Origin of the sequence: Chryseobacterium sp., from assembly GCF_019236175.1 — a bacterium.
Classification (GTDB): Bacteria; Bacteroidota; Bacteroidia; order Flavobacteriales; family Weeksellaceae; genus Chryseobacterium.
Window position 1 is genome coordinate 82,738 of the sequence record NZ_JAFAJM010000018.1, and the last position, 25,903, is coordinate 108,640.

General features: G+C 38.3%; 27 protein-coding genes. 6 read left to right on the plus strand and 21 right to left on the minus strand.

The window, feature by feature from the left end:
- From JO178_RS15950 to JO178_RS15980, 7 genes are all read right to left on the minus strand, one after another.
- Window positions 1-771: an ABC transporter ATP-binding protein gene (locus tag JO178_RS15950; RefSeq protein ID WP_291938044.1), complete on the minus strand. Its 771-nt coding sequence runs from the start codon at window positions 769-771 to the stop codon at window positions 1-3.
- Window positions 768-1,775 (minus strand): iron ABC transporter permease, encoded by a 1,008-nt coding sequence (locus JO178_RS15955; RefSeq protein ID WP_291938148.1) that lies wholly within the window; start codon window positions 1,773-1,775, stop codon window positions 768-770. Before JO178_RS15955 ends, JO178_RS15950 begins: the two co-directional genes overlap by 4 nt.
- 2 nt (window positions 1,776-1,777) lie before the next feature.
- Entirely contained in the window at window positions 1,778-2,791 is a 1,014-nt protein-coding gene (locus JO178_RS15960; RefSeq protein ID WP_291938046.1) for an ABC transporter substrate-binding protein, read from the minus strand.
- A complete protein-coding gene (locus tag JO178_RS15965) occupies window positions 2,781-3,254 on the minus strand; it encodes an urease accessory protein UreE (protein ID WP_291938048.1) in 474 nt (157 codons plus the stop codon). The genes JO178_RS15960 and JO178_RS15965 overlap by 11 nt, the downstream gene beginning before the upstream one ends.
- 4 nt (window positions 3,255-3,258) lie before the next feature.
- Window positions 3,259-3,972: a hydrogenase nickel incorporation protein HypB gene (gene hypB / locus JO178_RS15970; RefSeq protein WP_291938050.1), complete on the minus strand. Its 714-nt coding sequence runs from the start codon at window positions 3,970-3,972 to the stop codon at window positions 3,259-3,261.
- A 1-nt stretch (window position 3,973) separates the two neighbouring features.
- On the minus strand, window positions 3,974-4,327 hold the full coding sequence (locus JO178_RS15975; RefSeq protein WP_291938053.1) for a hydrogenase maturation nickel metallochaperone HypA: 354 nt from the start codon (window positions 4,325-4,327) through the stop codon (window positions 3,974-3,976).
- Between the two features lie 106 nt (window positions 4,328-4,433).
- Window positions 4,434-4,847, minus strand: a complete 414-nt coding sequence (locus tag JO178_RS15980) for a hypothetical protein (protein WP_291938055.1) — start codon at window positions 4,845-4,847, stop codon at window positions 4,434-4,436.
- Window positions 4,848-5,212: 365 nt separating this feature from the next.
- Between JO178_RS15980 and JO178_RS15985 the strand changes: the two genes are divergently transcribed.
- The 3 genes from JO178_RS15985 (at window position 5,213) to JO178_RS15995 (ending at window position 7,764) form a co-directional block, all read left to right on the plus strand.
- Window positions 5,213-6,004, plus strand: coding sequence for a class I SAM-dependent methyltransferase (locus JO178_RS15985; RefSeq protein ID WP_291938057.1), 792 nt, complete (start codon window positions 5,213-5,215; stop codon window positions 6,002-6,004).
- Between the two features lie 169 nt (window positions 6,005-6,173).
- On the plus strand, window positions 6,174-6,755 hold the full coding sequence (locus tag JO178_RS15990) for a Crp/Fnr family transcriptional regulator (RefSeq protein ID WP_291938059.1): 582 nt from the start codon (window positions 6,174-6,176) through the stop codon (window positions 6,753-6,755).
- 64 nt (window positions 6,756-6,819) lie between these two features.
- Window positions 6,820-7,764 (plus strand): 2-dehydropantoate 2-reductase, encoded by a 945-nt coding sequence (locus tag JO178_RS15995; protein ID WP_291938061.1) that lies wholly within the window; start codon window positions 6,820-6,822, stop codon window positions 7,762-7,764.
- A 99-nt stretch (window positions 7,765-7,863) separates the two neighbouring features.
- On the opposite strand, the gene JO178_RS16000 is transcribed toward JO178_RS15995, so the two are convergent.
- From JO178_RS16000 to JO178_RS16025, 6 genes are all read right to left on the minus strand, one after another.
- Window positions 7,864-8,748 carry an alpha/beta hydrolase gene (locus JO178_RS16000; RefSeq protein ID WP_291938063.1) on the minus strand — a complete coding sequence of 295 codons (885 nt, stop codon included), beginning with the start codon at window positions 8,746-8,748 and terminating at the stop codon, window positions 7,864-7,866.
- A 109-nt stretch (window positions 8,749-8,857) separates the two neighbouring features.
- A complete protein-coding gene (locus JO178_RS16005) occupies window positions 8,858-9,208 on the minus strand; it encodes a 4Fe-4S dicluster domain-containing protein (RefSeq protein ID WP_291938065.1) in 351 nt (116 codons plus the stop codon).
- 138 nt (window positions 9,209-9,346) lie between these two features.
- Window positions 9,347-9,676 carry a 2Fe-2S iron-sulfur cluster-binding protein gene (locus JO178_RS16010; RefSeq protein ID WP_291938067.1) on the minus strand — a complete coding sequence of 110 codons (330 nt, stop codon included), beginning with the start codon at window positions 9,674-9,676 and terminating at the stop codon, window positions 9,347-9,349.
- A 76-nt stretch (window positions 9,677-9,752) separates the two neighbouring features.
- The gene (locus JO178_RS16015; RefSeq protein WP_291938070.1) at window positions 9,753-10,322 is read right to left on the minus strand and encodes an NAD(P)H-dependent oxidoreductase; all 570 of its coding nucleotides are present in this window, start codon (window positions 10,320-10,322) and stop codon (window positions 9,753-9,755) included.
- A 4-nt stretch (window positions 10,323-10,326) separates the two neighbouring features.
- A complete protein-coding gene (locus tag JO178_RS16020; protein ID WP_291938073.1) occupies window positions 10,327-10,821 on the minus strand; it encodes a DUF2480 family protein in 495 nt (164 codons plus the stop codon).
- A 17-nt stretch (window positions 10,822-10,838) separates the two neighbouring features.
- Entirely contained in the window at window positions 10,839-11,465 is a 627-nt protein-coding gene (locus JO178_RS16025) for a superoxide dismutase (RefSeq protein ID WP_291938074.1), read from the minus strand.
- Between the two features lie 194 nt (window positions 11,466-11,659).
- Between JO178_RS16025 and JO178_RS16030 the strand changes: the two genes are divergently transcribed.
- The 3 genes from JO178_RS16030 to JO178_RS16040 are packed head-to-tail and all read left to right on the plus strand — an operon-like array spanning window position 11,660 to window position 13,744.
- A complete protein-coding gene (locus tag JO178_RS16030; protein WP_291938076.1) occupies window positions 11,660-12,280 on the plus strand; it encodes a transcriptional regulator in 621 nt (206 codons plus the stop codon).
- A 35-nt stretch (window positions 12,281-12,315) separates the two neighbouring features.
- The gene (gene hxpB, locus JO178_RS16035) at window positions 12,316-12,960 is read left to right on the plus strand and encodes a hexitol phosphatase HxpB (protein WP_291938079.1); all 645 of its coding nucleotides are present in this window, start codon (window positions 12,316-12,318) and stop codon (window positions 12,958-12,960) included.
- 55 nt (window positions 12,961-13,015) lie between these two features.
- Window positions 13,016-13,744, plus strand: a complete 729-nt coding sequence (locus JO178_RS16040) for a sterol desaturase family protein (protein WP_291938081.1) — start codon at window positions 13,016-13,018, stop codon at window positions 13,742-13,744.
- A gap of 93 nt (window positions 13,745-13,837) precedes the next feature.
- Here JO178_RS16040 and JO178_RS16045 read toward each other — a convergent pair whose 3' ends face one another.
- From JO178_RS16045 to JO178_RS16080, 8 genes are all read right to left on the minus strand, one after another.
- Window positions 13,838-14,833, minus strand: coding sequence for a phytase (locus JO178_RS16045; protein ID WP_291938150.1), 996 nt, complete (start codon window positions 14,831-14,833; stop codon window positions 13,838-13,840).
- A 281-nt stretch (window positions 14,834-15,114) separates the two neighbouring features.
- The gene (locus tag JO178_RS16050; protein WP_291938083.1) at window positions 15,115-16,281 is read right to left on the minus strand and encodes a DUF4236 domain-containing protein; all 1,167 of its coding nucleotides are present in this window, start codon (window positions 16,279-16,281) and stop codon (window positions 15,115-15,117) included.
- A gap of 142 nt (window positions 16,282-16,423) precedes the next feature.
- Window positions 16,424-16,780, minus strand: a complete 357-nt coding sequence (locus tag JO178_RS16055; RefSeq protein WP_291938085.1) for a nuclear transport factor 2 family protein — start codon at window positions 16,778-16,780, stop codon at window positions 16,424-16,426.
- 2 nt (window positions 16,781-16,782) lie between these two features.
- Window positions 16,783-17,361 carry an NAD(P)H-dependent oxidoreductase gene (locus tag JO178_RS16060; RefSeq protein ID WP_291938087.1) on the minus strand — a complete coding sequence of 193 codons (579 nt, stop codon included), beginning with the start codon at window positions 17,359-17,361 and terminating at the stop codon, window positions 16,783-16,785.
- A gap of 43 nt (window positions 17,362-17,404) precedes the next feature.
- Window positions 17,405-18,238, minus strand: a complete 834-nt coding sequence (locus JO178_RS16065) for a sigma-70 family RNA polymerase sigma factor (protein WP_291938088.1) — start codon at window positions 18,236-18,238, stop codon at window positions 17,405-17,407.
- 147 nt (window positions 18,239-18,385) lie between these two features.
- A complete protein-coding gene (locus JO178_RS16070) occupies window positions 18,386-24,028 on the minus strand; it encodes a hypothetical protein (protein WP_291938089.1) in 5,643 nt (1,880 codons plus the stop codon).
- A 93-nt stretch (window positions 24,029-24,121) separates the two neighbouring features.
- Window positions 24,122-24,979 carry a tail fiber domain-containing protein gene (locus tag JO178_RS16075; protein WP_291938090.1) on the minus strand — a complete coding sequence of 286 codons (858 nt, stop codon included), beginning with the start codon at window positions 24,977-24,979 and terminating at the stop codon, window positions 24,122-24,124.
- A 35-nt stretch (window positions 24,980-25,014) separates the two neighbouring features.
- Window positions 25,015-25,563 carry a TetR/AcrR family transcriptional regulator gene (locus JO178_RS16080; RefSeq protein ID WP_291938092.1) on the minus strand — a complete coding sequence of 183 codons (549 nt, stop codon included), beginning with the start codon at window positions 25,561-25,563 and terminating at the stop codon, window positions 25,015-25,017.
- Between the last annotated feature and the right edge of the window lie 340 nt (window positions 25,564-25,903).

The window sequence follows — 25,903 nt, forward strand, 5'->3', positions numbered from 1 at the left end:
TTATTTTAATTGAGGTGTAAAAATCGGGGTTCCCTGATGGTCTAAAACAGACAAAGGAACCTGGTAGGTTTCTTCCAGTAATTGCTTGAGCTCATCTTTGTCCAGTGACTCAACAGCAACCAGCTCATGATGACGCATGACAAAAAACTCATCTCCGAACATAAATGCCAGATTGGGATCATGCATGACACATAAAACTGTAGTTCCTTCATTTACCAACTGGCGGATGACCTCCAGAACAGCTACCTGATAATGAAGATCCAGATGATTGGTAGGTTCGTCCAGCATCAGAATATCGGGTTTCTGAACCAATACTCTGCATAAAAGTACCAGTTGGCGCTCACCACCGGAAAGAGAAGTGTAGGATTTGTCTTTTAAATGGTTCAAGTTAAATTTCTGAAGGATGATCTCCACTGCTTCGTAATCCTTTTTTTTGGGGGAGAATTTTGAAAAAGATGCCCTTCCTGTCAGAATAACATCGGATACTTTAAAAGGAAAAGTCGCCTGATGGAATTGGGTTAAAAATCCAAGACGGACAGGAGCGGTTGTTCCTGCTTTGATTTTTCGGCGTTCCTGATCAGCAATCCGTACATTTCCTCTGTAGTTTTTTTCCAGTCCGGCAATGATTCTAAATAAAGTTGATTTACCGCTTCCGTTTCTTCCGAGGATAACGGAGAGTCTGCCTATTGAAAATTCGGCATTTATATTTTTCAGTACCTGTTCCTTTCCGTACCCGAAAGAAAGTTGTTCAATAGAAATTATAGAGGTCATGAGTTCCAGTTTATAGCATTTTTTCGCATCAGATAAATAAAAATAGGGGCTCCGATGATCATTGTAAATACACCGATCGGAATTTCAAATGGCATTGCAGTACGTGAGAAATCATCAATGAGGAGCAGGAATGTTCCGCCGATACTGATATTGGCCCAGACTGTCATAGAGTGATTAGGACCGAAAATCATTCTGCTGATGTGGGGAACAATTAATCCAAACAAACTGATGACTCCTACCTCGGCTACTGATGAAGCGGTAATCATTGTCGCTACAGCCATCAGAATAAGTTTTAAAACACTAGGATTTACCCCGACGGCCATGGCTTCATGATCTCCAAGAGCCAGGAGGTTTAATTTCCAGCGGAGGATAATAATGATCAGTAATCCTGTAAAAATCGGAAGGATTGCAGAGTAGACTTTTTGCCATGAAGCCGTGTGAAGGTTTCCCATAGTCCATTGTACAATAGCCTGCAGTTTATAAGGATCGCTGAGGTATTGAAGTACCGTCAGCAAAGCGGTAAACACCCCTGAAACAATCATTCCGGCAAGTACCATACTTACAATAGATGTTCCGGCTCCGACATAAGATACCAGATACGTGATTCCCACAGCGACGACACCAAAAATAAAAGCCGATATATTAACTGCCATGATGGGAAATAACATCGCCAGTGCAGCCCCAAATGCAGATCCTGAAGAAATCCCCAATGTAAACGGATCAACGATCGGATTTCTGAAGACAGCCTGTAAGACTCCTCCTGATGACGCCAGTGATGCGCCCACCAAAAAGGTGAGTATGATCCGGGGTAAACGTACCTGCCATAAAATAGTATGTAAGCTTCCCTGCATTAAGATCTCATTTTTAGAAATGCCTAATTCCAGAACAAGATGTTGAAATAATGTTGCGAGGCTTATATTCTGGCTGGAGCCTATGGTCGTTGAAATGAATATCAATACAACAGGAAGCAGAATTAATAAAGCTATTGTTTTGAAATGTTGCATCATCAGATCAGTCCTTTTTTACCATAGATGACTTCAAAAGCTTTCTTTACGTCCTGATCCAGCTGTTCCTGTGTATATTCAGGCATACACCAGTGGCGAAGCTGTTTGGCAAACAACATAAATTTTACGGTATGCGGATCATATGGAAATGAAGGAGACATTACAAACACGTGTTTGTTTTTTACTGCAGGAAGTGCTTCCAGCTCTTTAAGGCTGTAAACATCAGATAGTTTGGAATTCCATAAGACGATTAAATCCGGGTTCCATTTGTACATGGTTTCAGCGCTGATGTTAGGGGCTTCTACCGGAACCGGACAGGCATTCTGAGCTCCGGACAATGTGATGGCCATATCAATTAAACTGCCTTTTCCTGAAGTAGACATGATCCGTCCTTTTGACCAGGCATAATAAATCTTTTTAGGAGATGTTACCTGAGTTGCTCTCATTTTTTTCACTTCTTCACCCACATACTTTGTAATTTCTTCAGCACGCTTTTCTTTGCCAAGGAGTTTTCCTACATTTTTTAATTCTTCCAGAATCTTTTCATCATTTAAGGATGAAAAAGTGAATACAGGAATTCCCAGGTTTTCAATGTGATTAATATTGTCAGTATCCGTATTGAAAGTTAATACCAAATCAGGTTGTAAGCCGACGATACTTTCTGCGTTACTGGACTGACCGCCAAAAGTGGGAGTGGCAATGCTTTTATTTTTAATCCTGTTATCAAGTTTGGAGAGAAAACGGTAGGTGTCTTCCATTTCATAGATCTGTTCTGGAATACCCACTATTTTTTCGCCGGCCTGCAGCATATAAACATCATCTACAAGAGCATTATACAAAACGACAATCCGCCTTGCTTCGTGGGGGAGACTGATCATTTTTCCTCTGCTGTCTGTAGCTGAGATGTCTGTATGGGAAGAAGTTTCCCTGTTGTTGTTTTTCTGAGGATTATTACAGCTTTGCAGAAAGAGGATTAGAACCGAAAAGGGAGTAATGATCAGATTTTTAATTTTCATATGCTTTATTTTTTACAAGATGGCGTAACGACTGTTTAGATAGTAGTTGATTATCAGTGAGTTTTATGCGTTCTCCGTATCTTGAAGACAGCTGTTCGTAGAGGCGGCCGTCATAAGGAACAGCAAATTCCTGTTTCTGAGTAAGAAATATGGGTAAATGCTGGTTACCGATGAAATAACAGAAATCTGCTGTTTCACGGTCATCTTTAGCAGGAAAACAAATGGTTAGGCAGGGTTTTATGACAATGACAGCAATCAGTTGATGATTCCTGTACAAGGAATCTCCATGCTGCCACTCTTTAAGATGGTTTAATCTTAATTCCAAAACCAATCCGGACCGTGTAGCCCGGGTCAGTTTCTGTTTTTTGTTTTCGAACCATTCAATTTCCAGTATTTCCGGGAAATCCGTAAGATTTTCCCCTATTTTGACTTCATCTATTACGATGGGCTGGATCGTGTTCATTATATTAAGCTTTCTGTGCGGCTTCTTTTTTCAGTTGTACTTTTTCTTTCAGCCAGTTGCACCATTCGTCGATGCCGTCTCCATTTAGAGTGCTGATAGTCATGACTTCAAGGTTAGGATTCACTTCACGGGCGTCTTTTGTTACAGCTTCTACAGAAAACGGAACATAAGGAAGTAAATCAGCTTTGGAAACAAGCATCAGCTCACTGGTTAAAAACATACGCGGATATTTTTTAGGCTTGTCATCACCTTCTGTAGACGCAAGAAGAGTTACACGATAATCTTCTCCTAAATCAAAAGCAGACGGACAAAGTAAATTTCCCACATTCTCTATGAACAATAAATCAACTCCTTCAAGATCAATATGGTCAAGGGCCTGTAAAATCATCTGAGCTTCAATATGGCACATTCCGCCGGTTACAATCTGCAAAGCATTGATTCCTGCTTCACGCATACGGATGGCATCACGTTCTGTTTCGGGATCACCGACAAGAATTGAAATATTAAGGTCTTTGGCAAGACGTTTTCCCGTTTCCTGCATTAAGGTGGTTTTCCCGGAGCCCGGAGAAGAACATACATTGATGACACAAACGTCTTTTAAACGGTCTCTGATGGCTTTAGCCACAAAATCATTGGCTTTTAATAAATGAAGGGTGGTATTATCACACTGAACCGATCCTACGCGGTTTCCTAGACTTTTTGGATTAGCTGCTGACATATTAATGGTTTTTTTGTTTAAAAATTACTTTTGAAATAAAGAGTTCATTACCCTGAATAATTTGGGCAGACGGTGTTTCGCAGTCATCACAGACGAATCTGTGGTACCTGACCTGAAAATCTTTGTTACACCGGCTGCAATGAGCAATGATATCATTAACCAGAACTTCGAGTTCCATTTCCCGGTAATACGGATGATCGGTGATAAAGGCATCAAATGCATTCTGAATCAGGACAGGCTGAACATTGGACAAAAGCCCTGCTGTGACCTGAACCTGCTGAATATCTTCTACTTTGGCATTGTAATGCTCTTCCAAAGTGTCAAAAATATCCTTCACTATACTTAATTCATGCATAGTTTATGTATTTTTATGGTGATACTGATTATCCGGAATTTTTCAGATAATCTTATTGAGAAATTGACTGTAACCTGTTCTGATGAAATTCGTTACATGTACTTGTTTAAGCTGCTGTTATAGAAATGCTGATCTTTAAATTATGAAATAAAAGATATCTCGGAAGATGGTAATCATGAGCGAATTCCGAAACAGAATTTATGACCTTATTGGAGTTTAGCTTTGATTCCCAGAGAAATGCATATTTGTCGAAAAGACTGAAGGGCAAATCAAAGAAAGTTTTATCCGCATCAAAATCATTCTCCGCAATGGATGCTATGAATAAAACATCCTGTTGTTGAACAGACCGGAAGGCTTTTAAACCTGGTTGGTTCTGAGAGAAGTTTACAGAGGTGTTATTTTTTTTGTTGTGTGCCCATCCCAGCATTGTTGTCAAAACCAGGGTAAGCAGAAAAATAACGGATATGTAAAGAGACTTCTTCATCAGTATGGCAAATTTACGGCATTTCAGGGTCTTCATTCTTACCAAAAACCTTTTAAAAATGTTCAAAATCAGGAATAAACAAAGCTTAATATGTATAATGTAAATATACTGTTTTATATTTTTTTTTAATTGTATGTTGTTGTGATTCAGTTGTTTTTTAATTTTTTTGAAATGATGGTTATTCTAAGAACAGGAAAATAAATGTTTAAAAAAATGCCTGTCCAGTCTTTTATTTTTTATATCAAGTCAAATAATCAAAAACCAGCAAAATCTTTTTATGTAAGGATTTTTTTCGTGAAAATGGTTAGTATAGCTGATCCCACGCTTTGTTAAAAGCTCTATATTTGAATCCCGTAATGCATTATAAATGATGTTATGATGCGAATGAAAAAGAATAGAGTATGCAAGAGCAGGAAATTAATTTTTTAAAACACAATGAGTCTGCCTGGAATAAGCAGGCACTTGAACAGAACGAGTGGTCTAAAGCGGTAAGTACGGAACTGATCACTAATGCCAAAGAAGGGAAATGGGAAGTGCATCTGACGCCAAAACCACTGAATAAAAGTTGGTTGGGAGAAGTAAAAGGAAAAAAAATACTCTGTCTGGCTTCTGCCGGCGGACAGCAGGCTCCGGTACTGGCAGCAGCAGGAGCCGATGTAGTGGTTTTTGACCTTTCAGAGGAACAGTTAAATCAGGATAAACAGGTTGCCGAAAGGGACGGGCTTTCTCTGCAGACCGTTCAGGGTGATATGAGAGACCTCAGTGTATTTGAAAATGAATCTTTTGATATCATATTTCATCCGATATCCAATCACTATGTTGAAAATGTAAATCCGGTATGGAGTGAGGCTTACAGGGTTTTACGTAAAGGTGGTATTTTACTGGCCAGTTTTTTTAATCCGGTAGTTTTTGTAGCAGACAGAAATCTCCAGGATATAGCGGATGGAATTATCAGACCGAAATATACTTTACCGTATGCAGATATCAGGGATCTTGATCCGGGACAACTTGAAAGGAAAATGAAAAACGGGGAAGTGCTGGTCTTTGGACACAGTCTTTCGGATCTTATCGGCGGGCAGTTGAAAGCGGGGTTTGTTATTGAAGAATTTACGGAAGAAATGCAGCCTCATCCAAGATTCTTAATTGATCAGTATCTGCCCACTTTTATGGCAACCAAAGCCGTTAAGTATTAGTGTTTCAGTATTTTTTACTGCACAGAATCCATGAATTCTTTCAGTGTCACATCTCATGTAAGTGCAACAGATCGGGGGGGTGAATTTTACAGCTGATCATAAATGTTTAATAAATAGTATTTTTGCTCGGAATAGAAAACAGGCTTTTCTTTACCGGCAGTACTTTGTAATGAATAAATCATCAATTAATAATTATTTTCACTCTTTGTTCAGTATTCAGGATGAGGTGGTTGAAAGGATAACCGAAACATTCGGCCATTTTGCTCTGAAAGCAAATACTGTTTTGCTGGATAAAGAAATCATCAGTACCAAAACCTATTTTTTAGAAAAAGGATATGTCCGGTCGTATATTCTGAATGAAGATAATGAGGAAATAACGACGAATATTTATGCTGCTCCCTGTTTTGTAAATGACTTCCTGTCATTTTTCAGACAACAACCTACAAAAGAAGTCTATCAGACTATTACAGATTGTTCTTTCTGGGAGACAGGTTTGGAGAATGTACAGCACAATTTTCATAATATTCCGGAATTCAGAGAATTCAGCAGACTTCTTTTTGTGCTTAATTATTATCATATTCATGACCGGTTGATTGAAATGGCAAGTCAGAAGGCTTCTACCAGATATTTTAATCTGATGAAAAAAGATCCTGAGATATTTCAGCATGTTCCTTTGAAAATCATAGCGTCATATCTTGGTATTAAAGACAGCTCATTGAGCCGGATCAGAAGAGGTATCAATAAAATATGATTTCTTTTCATTTGTCAAGTGATCCATTGGATTCTATCCATGATATTTGCTGAAAAATAATTTCATGAATAAAAAACATATTGTCGTTATAGGACTTGGAGGAGTAGGCGGTTATTTTGGTTTTAAAATAAATAAAGCCAATGAGGTTTCCGAAAAATACAGGGTTTCTTTTGTTGCAAGAGGAGAAACTTATGAAAAAGTAAAAGAAAACGGTCTTATTTTACGATCCCCTGAACATACCGATAACAAAACATACCCTAATGCCGTTGAACAAAATATCAGCGGTATAAAGAGTCCTGATCTCATTCTGATCTGTGTAAAGGAATACGATCTTGAAAATGTATGCAGACAGCTTAAAGAAATTCTTACTGAAAATAGCATTCTGCTTCCTATGATGAACGGTGCGGATATCTATGACAGGATAAGAAAAGTGATCCCTGACCATACCGTTTTGCCTACCTGTCTGTATGTGGCTTCCCATATTAAAGAAAAAGGGATGGTGGAACATAAAGGAAAAGCAGGGAAAATATTTGTCGGAAGAGACCCTGAGCACTTCCCGGAATCTGTAGACTGGGTGATAGAGATCTTAAAAGAAAGCCATATTGACTTTGATTTTAAAGACAATTCATTATCTGATATCTGGACTAAGTTTTTCTTTATCGCAAGCTTCGGAATGGTAACCGCAAAGCATAACTCATCAATCGGAACGGTATGTACCAATATGGAACAGAAACATGAAGCCGCTGAAATAATGAAGGAAATAAAAAAAATAGCCGATAAGAAAGAAATCTCCCTGCAGGATGATATTATCGAAGGTACTTTTGAAAAAGCGGCTACATTCCCTTTTGAAACTCCCACTTCTTTACAGTTAGACGTCAATTCCGGAAAAAAAGACAATGAACTGGAGCTATTTGCCGGAGCTATTTTAAAGTACGGTGCTGAGCTTAGTATTGAAACTCCTTTTACTCAGAAAATATACACGGAGATCAAAGCCAGACTGGGTTCATAACTAAGAGAAACTGATTTTTTAACCACATAGATGCATAGGTTTTCAATGCTTTTTCTCGGAAAATAGGCTGTATCTATGTGGTTCTATTTTTAAACAATATTAAAACTCGCGGTCCCGGTCTTTGATATCTCTGAATTTTGTTTTAAAAAAAATATCCGCTTTGGTATTAAACTCTTCAGAGTAAACCACTAAAGTACTGTGCCCGGAATTGGGTAATATCCATAGATTAGATTTAGGAATATTTCTGAAGATTTCCAGTGTATGTTCCGGTTTTATAACATCATAATCTCCACCGATAACAAGAACGGGAGCTTTGATCTGATGCAGGGACTGCGGATTGATATGAGGCTGTTCGCTCAGCAGTCTTTTATATTTAAGAACCCTGTAATCCAGATCGGTTTTATCTTTCTTAGCAGCCATTTGTTCTTTAAATTTTGTATAATTAGAGCTTACTCTTTTGAATACATCAGTCTGTATGGCGGTAGAGTCAGGTCGTAAATTGGCTCCGGTAATAATTAGTTTTTTGACCTTTTCCGGATGTCTCATCGTTAATAAAAGTCCGTTTATGCCACCATCACTCCAGCCTATAACAAAAGCTGAATCAATTTTCATCTTCTGAAGAAGCTCAGCATAATCATCGGACATCATTTCGTAAGTAAGAGAATCTCCTTTGTCTACAGACTTTCCATGAGCTCTGCTATCAGCAACAATGACTTTATAATTTTTTGAAAAAAACGGAATCTGTTTGGAAAAATCTACAATTGAGCCCCCGTTTCCATGGATGAGAAGTAAAGGCTGCCCTTGTCCATAGGTTTCACAGTACATTTTAATACCGTTGACATCATAGTATTTTCCGGTTTTTGGATTATTTCCGTAACCGGACGTTTCCAAAAGCCGGATATATTCTTTTTTGAGTTGAGGAATCTCAGTCTGCGCTGTCAGTAAAGCAGACAGAAAGATGAGGGAAAATAATATCGGTTTCATAATTTATAATATTGTGTTTAAATCATTGATGATATTGTATTCCCAATGAGTAGAAAATGTGTACTTCTTGTTACAAAAAATGAATTGAATCCTTCAATACTCCGGAAAATTAAGCAGTATGCATGAATTTTTGCCGGTCTAGTAATACTTCTTCCGATTCACGATGCTCAGGATCATCTACACAACAGTCTACCGGACAAACAGCCTTACACTGTGGTTCTTCATGAAATCCTTTACATTCGGTACATTTTCCTGAAACAATATAATAGACTTCATCTGAAACAGCCTGGTTGTAAGCATTGGCATCTACTTCTGTACCATCCGGAAATTTTACTTTGCCAGAGAGTTTTGTTTTATCCTGCCAACGCCAGTCGATAGCACCTTCGTAAATGGCTGAGTTGGGGCATTCCGGTTCACAGGCTCCACAGTTGATACAGGCATCGGTTATTTTTATAGCCATGGTATGTATTTTTAGATTGTTTTTAAAAAGGGACTTCTTCAACGCTGTACTGTTGTAGAAATCCCTGACAAACTTAATTAAATCAGTTTCAATAATTTATAAGCATCATAAACTATGCAAACTTTTATTTTTCGGCGGTTAATCTGCAGCAATTTCTACAACAAGACCATCCATTTCAGCGGTAAGATAGATTTGACAGGCTAATCTGCTGTTTATATGGGTATTGAAAATTTCAGATAACAGTGCTTCTTCGATGTCATTTTTTTCAGGCAACGGAATATTTTCACTCAGAATAAAACAGTGACAGGTAGCACACATCGCCATTCCACCGCACATGGCTTCCATAGGTAATTCATAAGCCTTACAGATATCTTTAAGGCTGAGTCCCATTTCCATGGGACAAATCAGCGTATGAATATTTCCTTTTTGATCTTTCACCGTGATGGTAATTTCCTCTTTCATGTTCATTAGTCAATATTTGCTACTGCTTTTTTTTCACCGAGGGATGTATATTTTAACCCTGATTTTTTATCGAAATTAATTATCATAGTATGGGTTGGTTATATTTTTCTATCCTTTTTGAGGTAGCAATACGGATAAGTTGGTCAAACTTTCCGGAATATAGAGATGAAATTTCCGTAGTGTTTTCACTGTCAAATAATGAAGACCGGAGAATGGGTACACTGAAGGGCAACGGCCATGCCCGCAATGATTTAGCAATAGTATCCATGGTGTTTATACCCTGCATAGCCTGTAAACCATCAGCCCAGCAAATCAGACCTACGGTTTTGTCAGTAAGATAAGGTTCAGACCTGTTGGCCGTTACCTCAAGCCAGTCGAGACAATTTTTCATGACTCCCGGTATACTTCCATGATATAGCGGAGCAAGCCAGATATGCAGATCAGCATCCGTAAACATCTGGGTCATGCGTTCTACAGCCAGCGGTGTTTTGTGAAGACTGACATCAAATAAAGGAATTCCGGAATCTGAGAGGGTAAAAATATCAGTTTGAAATCCCAGTACTTTCAGTCGTTTTGCAAAATAGGCAGAGATCAGCCCTGATGTGGATTCTGTTCTTCTTTCCAGAGATCCGTTGAATATGATAGCTTTCATTGTTTTATTTTTTGAAAATTACTTTTGGCAGTCCTATTTCACCATACATAAGGCTTTTGACTATAGGTTTAAGAAGGCCGGTTACCAGCAGATAAAGTGCAGGGTCATAATGTGTACTGGCCCTGATAACTACTTTCTGATCTTTATAACGCTTCAGATCTGCATAAGTAAGGCGGCGTTTCCAGAGATCGAGCAAAACCGTTTCTGCATTATTTAAATCTGCATACACAGCATAAGGTGCCAGTTTTTCCATCAGCAACATATAGGCCCATGGCGGAATAATAGCTTCTGTAGAGCAGATAATAGCTACTGCTTTTTCATAATAAAAAGAAAAATCTATTTGAGAAATTGAATCTTTAAATTCTTTCTCTTTTACGATCATTCCCATAAAAAGATGATCTTTGATGTCCAGCTCTACGATTTCCGTGGTGGGCCTGTAATCCGAAAAATCAAAAGCAATGATTCCTGAAGCTTTTGCTTTATTGATTAAAGTTTCCATAACGTTTTTATAAGTGTTTATCTTATTTTTGAAAGTGCTTCGTCATATTTTTTTTCTACCGAAGCCCAGTCCAGAACAGACCAGAAAGAATCAAGGTAGTCTGCTCTTTTATTCTGGTATGCAAGATAGTAAGCGTGTTCCCAGACATCTATTCCCAGAATCGGAAAGCCTCTGTTCATGGAAAGTACATCCATCATCGGATTGTCCTGGTTTGGAGTAGAGCTTACGGCAAGAGAACCATTGAATTTTACATACAACCATACCCATCCGGAGCCAAACTGTGAAAGCCCGGTTTTTTTTATTTCGGCTTTCAGGTTTTCAAGACTTCCAAAAGTTGTTGTGATGGCATCATTAAGCTTTCCTTCAGGGGTTAATTGAGGGGTGGGAGATAAAATTTCCCAGAATAATGAATGGTTGTAATGGCCCCCTCCGTTATTTCTTACAGCCGGACTATATTCGCTGATTCTTTGTAATAAGGAGTCGAGATCAGGACTGACTTCACTGGTTTGTTCAAGTGCTGTATTGAGATTATCTACGTAAGCCTGATGGTGACGTTGATGATGGATAGTCATGGTTTCATTATCAATAAAAGGTTCCAGAGCATTATATGCATACGAAAGCTGAGGTAATGTAAACGGTTTCATTGTATTTATTTTTTTGATTAATATATCGCAAAGGTAATAATATATTTGAATAAAACAACTTTTTAGTTGTTTTATTGTTTTTACTGTCTGTATCTATAAATTACTGTAAATAAGTGATGTACGCTTTCTTTTAAAAGGTTATAGAAAATGACTATATTTGTTGTTGAAAAATAAAACAACCTAAATATTGTCAAATGAAGAAGCCGGCAGCAGACCGCATTCTGATGTTTCTAAAGATGAGGGGAGGAGCTACTTCACTTCTTATTGCTGAGGAATTATCGATCACCAAAGAAGGGGCAAGAAAGCATTTGCTGAATCTTGCTCAGGAAGGATGGGTTGAATCTTCAATGAAGAGTGAAGGTGTCGGCCGGCCGTCTGCTTATTATACACTTACAGAAAAAGGGCTGGGTCAATTTCCTGATACTCATGCGGAAGTAACCGTGCAGCTTCTAAAATCTGTCAAGAATATTTTGGGTAATAATGCATTGGAACTGTTGATCAGTGATCGTGAAAAAAATAGTCATGATCGATATGAAAAAGAACTTTCTATAACAAAATCTCTTGAACAGCGGCTTGAAGCATTAGCAAAAATCCGTAGTGAGGAAGGTTATATGGCGGAATGGAAAAAAGAAGGTGAAGAATATTTCCTCATTGAGAATCATTGCCCGATATGTGCAGCGGCTACAGAATGTCAGGGGTTTTGTCGTGCCGAATTATCTAACTTTCAGTCATTGATAGGGAAAGAATATACGGTAGAAAGGATAGATCACATTATTTCAGGGGGTCAGCGCTGTGTATATAAAATCAGCCATTAATGACAACGGGTTCAGAAAAAATAAATTTCAGGAATATGGCTTTAAAGGCAGTAATATTTGATATGGACGGGGTTCTCGTAGATTCGGAGGGATTCTGGGCTCAGGCAGAAAAAGACGTATTTTCTTCTTACGGAGCAAAGATAACTGATGATCTGGCGGCACTTACAAAATATATGACTACGACAGAAGTGACTCAATTTTGGTACAGCAGGTTTCCATGGGATAATCTGGACGTGACGGAAGTGGAAAATCAGGTAGTGACAAGAGTGATAGAGCTTATTCTTTCGGAAGATTGTATCATGTCCGGTGTACAGGGATTTATTAAAAATCTCAAAAATGAAGGATATAAGATAGGTTTGGCTACCAATGCTCCTTTACGGGTTGCAGAAGCTGTTCTCCAAAAACTTAACGTCCGGGACTGGTTTGACAGTATAGATTCATCAGAACAGGAATCTCAGGGAAAGCCACATCCGGCAGTTTATCTGACTGCTGCAAGAAAATTGGGGGTTTCTCCCGAATATTGTATTGCTATTGAAGATAGTTATTCCGGACTGAAGGCTGCAAAAGAGGCAGGGATGAAAACAATTGTATTTACCAATGATCATGAGGCTGTCCATCTCGGTATGGCAGATTTCAGCATTTCAAATTTTGAAAAAGCTTTATTACCAGCCATCAGCTAAACAGCAAAGTTTTATAAGATGAGAAATCATTATATTGATACCGGAAAGCTGACTGATGATGAATTTTAATACAACTGAATTTTCAGGTTATCTACAGGTGTTTTGGCAGTTTTCATGGTCACAATGGGTCGTGTTTAGTCTTGTTATTAATATTTTTTTATACCTGTTTTCTATTGGACTATATCTGTTTATAGAGAAAACCTGCCGTAGAAGCCAGTTACAGCAAAGCAGCCATCCCGTGACAGGTTACGATTTTTACCTCAGTCTGGTTACGATAATTTGTAATAGTCTGGTTATGCTTCTTGGAGTATTTTTATGGAAAACCGGCTGGATTGAAGTCGCAGATACCTATTCAAAAGGTGAGATTCTTTTAGAAGTATTCGCTTTGCTTCTTTTGATGGATATGCTGATGTATTTTTTTCACTATGCCGCTCATTTACCATGGATATACCGCTGGCTGCATGGAAAGCATCATGAGCATATCAGTACCAATTATTTAAGCCTTTTTGTTCTCCATCCTCTGGAAACAACTGGCTTTGGAGTTATGATGCTTGTTTTACTGATGATATATGATTTCTCTGTTATATCAATTTCAGTCTATCTTATGCTTAATCTTATCTGGGGTACTATAGGTCATTTAAACAGAGAATTTTTCCCTGCCAGTTTTGATCAATATTATATAGGAACCACCAGATTTCATAACCAGCATCATCTGGATGAAACTAAAAATTTTGGTTTTTATACTTCTTTTTGGGACCGGTTGTTTGGAACTTACCGGAAATAAAGAGTTTTCCAATACATTGAAAAAGATCTGCCAATTAGCATAATAAACAAACCATTAAGACGGAATCTTCATTATATCTTAATGGTTTAAAATTTATTTTGATGATTCGGATGTCCTTACAGCAGTCTTAATTTTTTCTTCAATAAGTCTCCAGTCATAAAAATGGAAAACTCTGCCATTGCTCATGGCAACAAATACTCCTTTAGGGAACTGAGGACCCAGATTTATGTGTGTGACTTCAGAACCGTCACTTTCGCTTGCTGAAACCGGGATTTCAGCGATTCTTCCTTTGGCCGGATTTTCTCTCAGGTACACATTAAAAGTATCATTCTGCTGATTGGAAACCAAAATATATCCGGTTTTTTTAGAAGTAGGATAAATGGATATTCCCTCCACATCAGAAGTGAAATCTCCTTTTCCGAACACAAGAAGTTCTTCATTACCTTTTACAGGATCTGCATTATACTGATGGACCCCGAATTGCTCATCAGAATAGTAAATATAGCCCATTTCATCATCTACAGCAATACTTTCAATTTCTTTTAAGCCACTGTATTTTCCGAATTTACGTACGACTTCGCCCGTGACAGAACCATTTTTTTCGGATAGTTTATACTGCCAGAGATAACCGTCCTTCGGACCCGATTTTCTCCCTACAATAGCAAAAATGTCTCCCGTTTTGGAATTCTTATACATTGAGATTCCCATAGGAGCGCGTTCTGTTTCCCCTTCAAAAACAGAAATTTCACCTATTTCTTTCAACTCCGGAAGTGAATAGAATTTTAATTTATTCGTTTCACGTTCTGTAACCGCTGCGAAATCTGTTTTCTTTCCGTTTAAAATAAACCCGTATTCAATATCTACATTATTAGGACGTTTCAGCCCCGAAACTTTTTGAATGATTTTACCATTAAGATCAAAGGCATATAAACCCCCGTCAGAATCTTTGTCTGTACCGATAATGATACTTTTCGATGCATCTTTAGGATTGATCCATATGGCAGGATCATCCGTATCATGAACTACTGTTTCCGTAATGACGGCAGGTTTTAATTTTTCTGAGGATTGTTGACCTTTACAACTGATCATTAAAGAAAAAAATGAAAGTGCTGTGATATAATATTTTACCTTTTTCATAAATGTTGGAAGTTAAACTTTATCTTAGAATAAACCCTGTCTGGTTGAGGATTTTCAGGCAATAATGTTTGGATTAAAATTCAGGCAAAATTAAACATATGTTTGCACAGGCACTTGAAGCTAAAATTAAATTTATTTGAATATTTGTTAATGAATCATTTTCAGGAAAACTTTATCCTGAAATAAAAACAGCCTTCCTTTGGGGAAGACCGTCTTTTAAAAAATAGCTGAGTTTATGATTTAAATTCTGTCTGAAAATCTTTAAAAGCTCTGCCGAAGTCTTCGGTAAATTCATAATTGCTGAATTCATATTCCTCCCGAAGCCCTGTGCGGGTAGAAAGATTGATATGTCCGTAGCGGACAACAGGAATAGTATAATTATTTTTAAATCTTCTGTCTGGAGTCCCGTTTTTATTGACTTTTGCCCAGGTCTGATCAATTGTTTTAGTATCTCTGGGAATCGATGAGGTTTCTGTAAAACGGGTATACGTCTGCTGAAAACTCAGTTCATGAATCCCGATAATGGCAAAGCTGTCTTCACTGGCATACAACATCATGAAAGTAGGATAAATGTAAATATCGGGACCATTGGTATTTTGAAGATATAGCGCCTCATTATCTGATTTGATATAAGGTAATGATCTCAGTGAAAACCGTACCTCCCATCTTTTGACTAAAGTCCCTGCCGATGACCGCATGGCAACCCTGTCATGAAAATGAGCACTGGTTATATCCCAGATTTTATGAGAGGTGCTCAGTTTTTCAAATGATTCGCGGAGCTTTTCAAATTTTCTTTTAATTTCACTTCCGGCATCTACATTGAACCTGACATAACACTGTTCGATCATACTTTTGGCCTGCGCAATGGCTTCTTCCTGCGCTTTAATTTTACGGGTCATATTTCTGGGAATATCTTTATTGATAAAACCGTATAGAAAAATATAACTTAAAATTTTGTTTGTTTTCGTTATAGAGACTGCTTTAGTGGTCTTTTTAAGATAAGATTCCAGCTCGTTCTTTCGCTGATGAACTAAAGTAATTGCATTTTTAATTCCCTGCATATTCTGGCTGGTAATTTCCTGAATATTACTGCTGGAAATAGGTTCATCAGATAAAAAAGGATGGGGTATATTTCTGTTTTGTAAAGGTAAAGAAGGTCTTGAGGGAGATTGAGATCTTGAGACCGAATCAGACGGAGGTTTTAGTTTGGCTCTTGGTTTTTTGCCCGATAGTTTATAGCGGGTAGAAAATCCAAGAATAGTTGTACTAACGGTAGTTCCGTATTTACTGAAATTTACGTTGGCTCCTTTTACCCCTACAGAGGTGGATATTCCTCTTTTACTTAGATTAAGATGTACCCCCGGAATGACTTTGATTCTTTTTCTGAAGCTCCAGCCCATGATTCGTTTGTTATCGTATTATTTGCTGATCAAAATTAGCAAGTCCTGTCATGGTTTTTTTACGGTTTTCCGTAAAAGAAGGTATTTTATTGCAGCCACGAATGTACAGATTCTTTTTATTCGTGCATTCGTGGCAACAAAATTATTTAGCTTCTATGGTAGGAATATTAGTAATGACCATCCAATTTCCGTTTTCCTGTACACAGATAATAAGAGAAGAAAATTTCATTACAGAGCTTTCGAGAGAAACCTGTGCATAAGCAATATTGTTTTTCTGCTCTATGGAATGGCAGGTAATGTCACGTGGCTTCCCTCCAAAAATTCTATCCCGGATCAATCTTATATATTCTTCTTTATGAATAACAAAAATTCCCGTTTCGTCAAAAAAACCATCCTGAATATTCTGATAATCTTTATGGAGAATCTTATTCAGGAGGTCCGTGTCACTGGTATCCCCGGCTTTAATAAATGTTCCGATGGCCTGTTGTATCTCGTCCATAATTAATTGAATTGTTTTAAAATGGCTGTCTTTTGTAATGCTGTTCTCTCTGTTGCCCTGAACTGGTCAACCGTACCGTCAAGGGGAAAGTAACTAATGTCGGTAATCCCTATGAGATTAAAAAGCTGAGTCAGGTGATGTTCCAGAGGATTCAGGCGGTCTGCAGCAATACCTCCCATTGAAGAAATGATGTACGCTTTTTTATTTTCAAGCAATCCCTGGGGAATAGTATTGCCGGTGAAAGTCTTCTTTGTTCTGATCACAAGGTCAAAATAAGTTTTCAGTGAGGAAGGAATCCCGTAATTATACATGGGACAGGTGACCAGAATTTCATTACACTGATAAAGTTCAGCAATTAATGTATCGGATAAGCTGGTATTTTCCTTTTCCGGTGTTTCACTGAAAAATGCATTGACTGTTTCCTGGGTAATATGGGGTAAAGGTTGTCTGGTAACATCTCTTTCAATAATAATCCCGTCCGGATTTTTTGTTTTCCATTTTTCGGTAAAATAATCGCCTAATGTTCGGGAATAAGACTCTTTCAATCTGAGACTGCTGTCAATTCTGAGTAGTGTGTTCATACTTTTTTCTTTTAAGACACACTTCTTTTTCAGAATGTGACACTTATTGCAGTCTTTTTAGCTTTTCAGGATCCACGATAGAATATATTTCACGGATCATTCCCTGGGAATCAATATCCAGGATGTGACAATTATAAATACGTTCTCCCTGCCAGAAACAAACAGCCGGCTGATGATTGAAACGGTGGAAGGTATAGGGTCTGTTACCCAAAAACTGTTGTTGTACATAGGCCAGAAGCTGTGCTGTGGCAGATTTACCAACTTCTACAGCTTTAATCACGCGAACCCGTTTTCCGCCATCTGCGGAAAGCCTGATATCATCAATAAGAAGTTCTTCAATTTCGAGAATACTTCCTTCACTCAGCGCCTGTTGGTATTGATGAAGAATATCCATATCAGGAGATTGGCGTACTGAATCCGGATTATAAGAAATGTTTTGAAGCTGTTTCCCTGCACGACTCAGTAACTTACGGGAGTTTTCCACCGAAATATCAAGTACTTCCGCAATTTCCTGATGAGAATAATCAAAGGCTTCTTTAAGAATATATACTGCACGTTCCCTAGCGTTTAATTTTTCCAGCAGGACCAGCAGGGTATACCGTGCCGTTTGCTCCTTAATCAGTTTATTTTCTGCATTATCAAAAGAAAGAGGTTCCGGAAGCCATTCTCCGTAAACCATTTTCTTATTGTGCCTGTTTTTAAAATTAATAGCATGATTGATGGTACTTTTGATCAGGAAATTAGTCTCATTTCTGATTTCCGATTTATCCAGAGAAATATATTTTTCTATAACATCCTGCACCAGGTCCTGAGCATCTTCATAGGAACCGGTGATATTGTAGGCATAGGTGAGGAGCCTGTTATAATTTTCCTGCATGATATTTCTTTTAAAGACAAACTTAGTAAAGAAAACGTGACAGTTTTAACTAAAAATCAGGTTTGAAATATTTTTTACAAATAAAAAACCACATCAGAAATTCCGATGCGGTTCATAATAAGTCAGTTTTTTAAAGTGCAAATTCCTTTAATCATTATCTATTCTCAGCCATTTTCCGTTTTCTATCCCCTCATAGAAGTGGTCATTGTGATAAATGATAGCTCCCTGAATATGAGATTTGTTAGCCGGAAGACTAAGCGTTTCAGGCAAAGCATTGCTATTCCGGATCATAAACACATCATTTCCTTCTCTCATTACGACCCCTGTTCCTGCAACAAATCTGGTTACTGCTGAGTCAGCCGGAGGATTGGATATGATAACCGGATTTAATTCTGATAAACGTCTCGCTCCCATACCTGCCGTGCATCCTCTGAGTACATTATCCATGAGCATCATGACTCCCGGACTGGGGCAGGAAGGATTGATATTTACTATAGTTTCTTTGTTCAGCATTACCGGGCAGGTTTCTCCGTTGGCAAACCGAATGCTTTTAAGACGGTATACGAATGTTCCATTTTGACTTTTAGAATGCAGGATTACTGCTTCACCATTAGAGGCAGAAGTAATATTCTGATCCGGACCGCCATTAATACTATAAGTGAAAATATAAGACTGGGTAAGAGATCCTTTGAATTTTACCTGTATATCTCCTGAAGGCTGATGGATGGTACTCATTGCAGAAACATCGGTATTATCAACAGGCAGGGCAACGGAACTGATAGTAAAATTCTCGGTAATATTACAACCATCCTGGCTATAGGTAACATTTACCCTGTAATTTCCCGGCTGGCTAAAAGTAACAAGACGACCGGTACTAATGGGTCCCTGATTAGGAGTATTTATCTTGGTCCAGGTATATACGGCATTGGGATCTGTTCCGAATAAGGCAGAAGCATCGTAGGTTTTCGGAAATTCTGAAGCACAAAGTACCTTATTCCCGCCAAAACCGGCTGCCTGTACATCGGTAGGAACGATGCTGAGATTATGAGTGTTTCCAAGGTCCTGACTGTTACCAAAAGCATTGACCGGACGTGAGAAATTCATATCTTTTATAGAAGCGTAGAACATGGTATATGTTGCTGACGGATCCAGACTGATCGTATTCTGGCCTGTTGTTGATCTGGCTACCGAAATTCTGTTGCACGGAGTTCCTGTCATAAATAGATTCTCTGTCACCGTCTGATGATTATCGATCTGATATGAACCCGGATTGAAATACAGGGTTTTGTATTTACCGGCAGAAGTAAGAGTACTCACTGAACTGGCCGTAGAACTTCCTAAAAAAGTCAGTTTATTAAAATCCCAGATTTTGTTTCCGGTATTTAAAATTCCGTCTTTCCAGATGGTAAGATCATTAAAAATGAAAGAATCAGGGGTAATTATAGTAAAATAGGCCAGGTCAGCTTTAGCCCCGGCCGCATTTACGATCAGCGGGTTATTTCCTGAATTGATTATAAAATTCGGACTGTAAAAATTATAAAACGGAATAGCCGCTGCATAATAATTGGAAGTCCCCGTACTGTTAGATCTGGTTCCTGAAATTACAGATTGTCCTAAATCCAAAATAGGATTATTACTGATTGTTTGATTCCAGCTGAAATTTACCAACGTCATAGGATAATTATTAGTTTTAAATCCTGAGGCGTTAGTGAAATTAATATCACCCTGAAATGGGCTTTTTAATTCAAAATAATCCTGCGTGTTGATATTCAGGTAAATATAAGTATTCTTGGTGTCGATATAACGGGTTTTTCCTGCAGAAGAACCCTGTAGCAGAACAATATTTCTGGTGAAAGCAGAGGTGCTTAAAGGGACATTGATTTTTAGATCACTTTGCAGGATGAGGTTTCCGTAAACATTCAGATAATAAAGATTGCTTATATCCGTACCAAAATCCAGAACGGGCTGATTGGGAACATTATTGAATCTAACATTATTAGCTCTTGACAGGCGGCTTCCTTTAATAAATATTCTGTTTAAACCGGCTGTAAATCCGGAATTCTGATCAAAGAAAACATCATCCGCAGCAGTAGGAATATCACAGCCGGAAATAGGAACCCCTCCTGAAGTCATTGACCAGTGCAAAGGATCTCTCCATTCTCCCTGACCGCCAACCCAATAAAGATTTCTTGCAGAAGAAGGCGGGACGTCCTGGAAACTGATTCCGGTATTTCCTCCCAGATCTGTACTCCTCATGGCTGTATAGGTTTGGCCGCCTGAAGAAATAATTCCTTTAAACTGCACCCTGTCCATCATATAATGAGACGGACTGGATGTGTAATCCGGAAGAGAAAGCGTTTTAGGCTGGGTAGTGGAAGAGGCAAAAGTAAGCCTGTCTATACAATCTCCGGATAAGGATAACGACTGATTTACCTGCATATTTCCGTCTAAAGCTACATAATTATTCTTTTCAACAATCAGATTATTAACCGTCATTCCTGATTTCAAAGCGATAGACGGATTAGTTTTATCCAGTCTGGAATTTGTGGCTGAGCGGATGATCAGATTATTAATAATCCCGGAAGGGAAACTCAGCGAGATCAAATTATCCGGAGAAGAAGCTGTATTCGTGATTTCTATTCTTTCAAAATAATGATTCAGTGTATTGAATGAAAAATCGCTGCCGGAGTTGCTATAGGATTTGAATAATTTTAAAATACTGTTCGCAGTATTAATGACGGGCTGTGTTGTATTAACTGTCAATCCTATATTGATACTTAAGTCTGCATTGTCCATCAGGAACTGGCTGCCATTTAATGTCAGATAATTCAGACTCATGACCGTACCGCTGACGTCCAGAATACTTCCGGCAATATTGTTCTGATTGATGACGGAAGCTCCGGTAAGATCATAGGCTGCACTTCCTCTGTTGATTTTCCATCTTGCATTTCCTGAAAATGTAAATACGGAAACGGCCCCGTTAGGGGTAATTGTTTTGCTGATACCGGCAGGTTTATTCGTATTAATGAAGCTAAACCCGCTGAAATAACCGGCGTCATAATATCCGGAATGTAAAACGAGATTTCCGTTTACATTCATTTTATAATAATTGCCGGCTCCTGCAAAATGCGACTTTGTATCAGGAGAAAGACCGCTAAACGTGATATCATTAACCGAAACATCAGTACTCAGCTTGATGGAAGTGATATTGGCCGTAAATCCCGAATACTGATCGAAAAATACATTGTCATTAATGGTAGGAAGACCACAGTTGGAAATTGTTCTTCCGGCTGAGGGGTCAAGAGACCAGTGACTGATGTCATTCCAGTCTCCGTTTCCTCCTTTCCAGTAAAAGCTTTTAGAAGCGGGAAGTGTAAAATTAATTCCGGAGTTATTGCCGCTGTCGATGGAGTTATTGGCGTTCACAGGTTTTGATCCCTGAACAGGATTGATATAGCTTGCATTAATTCCTGAGATATTCATTCTGTTCAGTTCAACGAATCCGTTTCCGTTGATATGGTTACCTAATACTAAATTATTTCCTCCCTGACCTGTAAATCCGGCTACCAGATCACAGTCTGCGCGGTTATAAATAAAACTGTCGGTTACGGTAAGTTTAACGTAAGAGTCAGCCATGGAAATATTAGAAATAGTATTGATAGTAAGAATAGCGACTTTATTGATACCCAACAATCTTATATCTCCGCCATTGATCTGAAATGTACCGGTGTTCATATACTGAATATCTCCCTGCACAGTATTTTGCTTATACACTTTACCGAAGAAATGACCGGTGTTTCCGGAACTGTTATATCTGCCATTATAGCTTTGGATATATACCGTTGAATTAGGCGCTGTTATGGTCTGCTTTGTTAAGATGTTTAACACTGAAGACTGGAGTACGGCATTGTCTATATTTACGCTGTTACCGCCCAGCCATAATTCATTGGATTTTATTTTTCTTCCGTCTGCATAGAGAGTACCGGAAAGCCCGTTTGTATCAAAATTAAATATATTTCCGACTTCAATATCATAAAGAGAAGAGGCAGAAGAGGGCAGGAGATAGAAATTATCATTGCCTACCAGCAACAGGTTAGTGACTTTCTGGCCTTCAAAATTCATAGATCTGTTGACAACAGGATCTGTAACGTTATATTTAAGAATATTAAAAGTAACCGCGGCTGTCATCTCTTTTTGGAGAGAAATATTACCAAATATATTAGTGGAAACATTGAAAACAGGAGCAGCCGGAGCATTATTCCAGGTCATATTCCGTACAGAGGCTGTTGCACCGCCATTACCTATACTATTGTTCAGTGGTGTAAATCCTGAATGCGCATCAAAAATTACATCATCATACATTACGGGAACACATCCGGAAGAAGGACCGCCCGAGGTAAGTGACCAATGAGCTGAGTCTGTCCAGTTTCCGCCACCGCCTATCCAGTAATACACTTTAGCTCCTATACCCGGATAGGTAATATTTCCGGTATTATTACCACCATTGATTCCGGCAAGTATTGAAGCTCCGCCGGTAAGCTTTGTTGCGCTCACATTATAACCCGTAAAAGAAACGATTCCGTTGCCATTGACAGAACCCGGCATGATCAGATTGACAGGAGATGAAACATCAGCGCCTCCAAATTTTGGTATTAGTCCGTTACAAGGGGTATTGGCGATAAGACTCTGACTGACCTGAATATAATTCGGAGTTATGTTTTGATTCTGGCGGATATTATATTGGCCGCCGTTGAGTACCAGACTATTCATGTCAAATTGCTGGGCTCTGAACATTGTGCTTCCTTTACCAATATTCAGTTTATTTATTTCATATCTTGTTCCTGAAAAATCATTACTGCCATCTCCTAATGTCATTTCGTTAATTTTAAATAGATTACCGCTAAGAAATGCGTAGTACAGGTTTATTTTATTGATTTCAAACTGCTTACCGGTAATATTACCTCCTGTGGTATTAATTCCTACTATTTCATCCACTTTAAGAAAATCTCCGCCGGAGATCTGTGAATAAGAAGAGGAATTCATGATTATTTTTTTAATATTCTGACTGGTCTGGATATTGAGTGCAAAGAAGCTCAATGTCGCCTGTGTAAGGTCGGCAGATGAATTTAAGGTAATAGAAGCAGCCGCAGTTAAGACTGATGTACCAAAATTAGACGCCGCAGTAGAGCTGTAGGTCAGAGCATAGGTATTGATATTTTTCTGATCGGTATCAAGAAAAGCGCTGTCTGTGATATTGAACTGGAAGAAACCATTACTGGCAAAATTCTTTACCAGTTTAAAACTTCCGTTTCCTTTAAGATTAAAATTTGAGGAATAGCTACTGTTGAGAGAGGCGGGATCAATCAGGTTATCAGGAATGTCAATCAGATTCGGCCCCAGGTTTGAACTGTCTGAAAACAGATTCATCGTAAGATTATAAAAAGCACCGGCGTTTGACTTCCATTTCAGGTTTCCGTAAATATTAAAAATACTTCCGGCAGGGAAATTTACTTTTCCTGCGAAAGAATCGTCAATGATAAAATCTTTACAGGTAGCGTTTGACAGAATATTGAGAATTCCGCCATTGGCAGGAAATCCACTTCCTGAATTGATATAAACATTATCATAGCGGGAAGGAATAATAGTGGCGGTCTGACCGGATGATGAGCCTATGCGCCAATGATTCAGGTCACTCCAGTTTCCTGCACCACCTACCCAGTAGTAGTTAGTTTGCGCCAGCAAGCTTATACTGATGAGAAAGAAAAGTACGAAATATAATTTATGTTTCATGTTTTTTTGAATTACAAAGTTGATCATGCGGAGACAGGAAATTGTCTCAGCCTTAATGACACTGAAGGAAGCCCGAAGCTTATCCGAAGCGGATTATCTGGATTTTTTCAACAGTTGTACCTCTTTTTGCAATTCCTCAATTTTTTTGGACTGTTCCTGAACGGTTTGGATTAATAGCGGAATCAGTTCGTTGTAGTTTACAGACTTATAACCTTCATGATCTGTATTTACAATATTAGGCAGGGCTTTTTCTACCTCTTGTGCTATAAGCCCGTATTGAAGCTGGGAATTTCCGCCTTTTTTCTTTCCGGTCTCATTCCAGAAATAAGATACGGGTCTCAGCTGAGATAATATTTTACCTGAAGATTTTATTTCCGTAATGTTTTGTTTTAGTCTTTCATCCGAATTATAGTCTACAGCACTGGCTTTTACGGTTCCGGCGACATCAAGTTTTGCTGAAGCTGAAGGAGTGGTTCCAATCCCAACACTTCCGCTTCCGGAGAAAACAAGATTTTTACCGTTAAGATCCACATTTCTTGCTGTTAAAGGAGTCGTAATACTCCCGTCTGCAGTATAGAGATTGATATTGGTCCCCATACTTTCCCAATTCATTCCATTCCAGAAATAGTATCCGGGCTGGGTAATCTTTGTAGCTTTTGCAGTGGGAGAGGCCGGAGAGGAGGTTGCATAAATCATAAGAGATTCCGTTCCCGGTTGTAAATTCGCGGTCATGGCCTGGATTTGGTCTCCGGTAAGGCGTGGGATCATCAAACCCTCTGTCTGAGAAGTTCCGTCTGTTTTGGAATTAATGTCAAATGTAGCTTTAGGATCAGGAGTATTCACCCCGATTCTGCCTTGTGAATACATCAGAGAGCCTATTGTAATGCTTCCGAAAAGGCACAGGTTAAACATTGCAGAATTGCTCTTCTGCAAGAAAATTGAGTTTTTCATAGTTTTTTAATTGCTTAAGTATAGGATAATCTTCCTTAGTGTGAAGACTTTAATGAAGACTGTAAGAGTTCTTTGACGATTAATTTAGACTTTTCAATCAATTCATTGGAGCGGTAAAGTTGGCTTGTGAGGATTGAACTTTCGAAAAGGAGGTAAATATGAGCAGATAAAATTTCATTTTTAAGATCTTTATTAAAAGCATCTCTCAATGTAGCTTTATGATTACGGATGATGGTATGAATTTCTAGTTTTTCGCCCGGTATTTCAGACATAATATTCAAAAAACTACAACCTCTGAAATCTTCTTTTTCATTCATATGAATTAGAAAATCAAATGATTTCATGAACTTTTCTTCCGTGTTTTGCGCGCCGGATGTAAAGTTTTCCAGTTCGGAAACCCAGTAATCAAATCTTTTATTAAAAAATTCAATACATAAATCGTCCTTTGATTTAAAATGCTGATAGAAGCTTGCTTTGGAAACATCTGCTTCTTCAATGATCTGATTAATACCGGTACTGTTATAGCCCTGTTGGTGGAAAAGGACCATGGCTGTACTTATAATTCTTTCGCGAGGTTTAGACATTTGAGTATCGTTTCCGACAAATTTAAACAAAATATGAACAGACTGGTATGTTTGTTAAAAATATCGTAAAATAATATTTAAAAAAGTGTGTAATTGCTTGTTAATTAGTTGATTGTGCCGGATTGTAGAAATGATGTTACGAATAGCAGTTACAGGGAGTTCAGCTCAAAAAAAACGGCATTATTGAGGGAGCCTTATAGGATATATCCGGTATTCTCCAGAGATTAAGGGGAAACTATTTCAATAGGAAATTGATATAAAATTTTAATGGAGAGAGTCGATGAAAATGAAATATTTTTTGACAAATAAAATGTAAATACTTAATATTGTTCCTATAAAA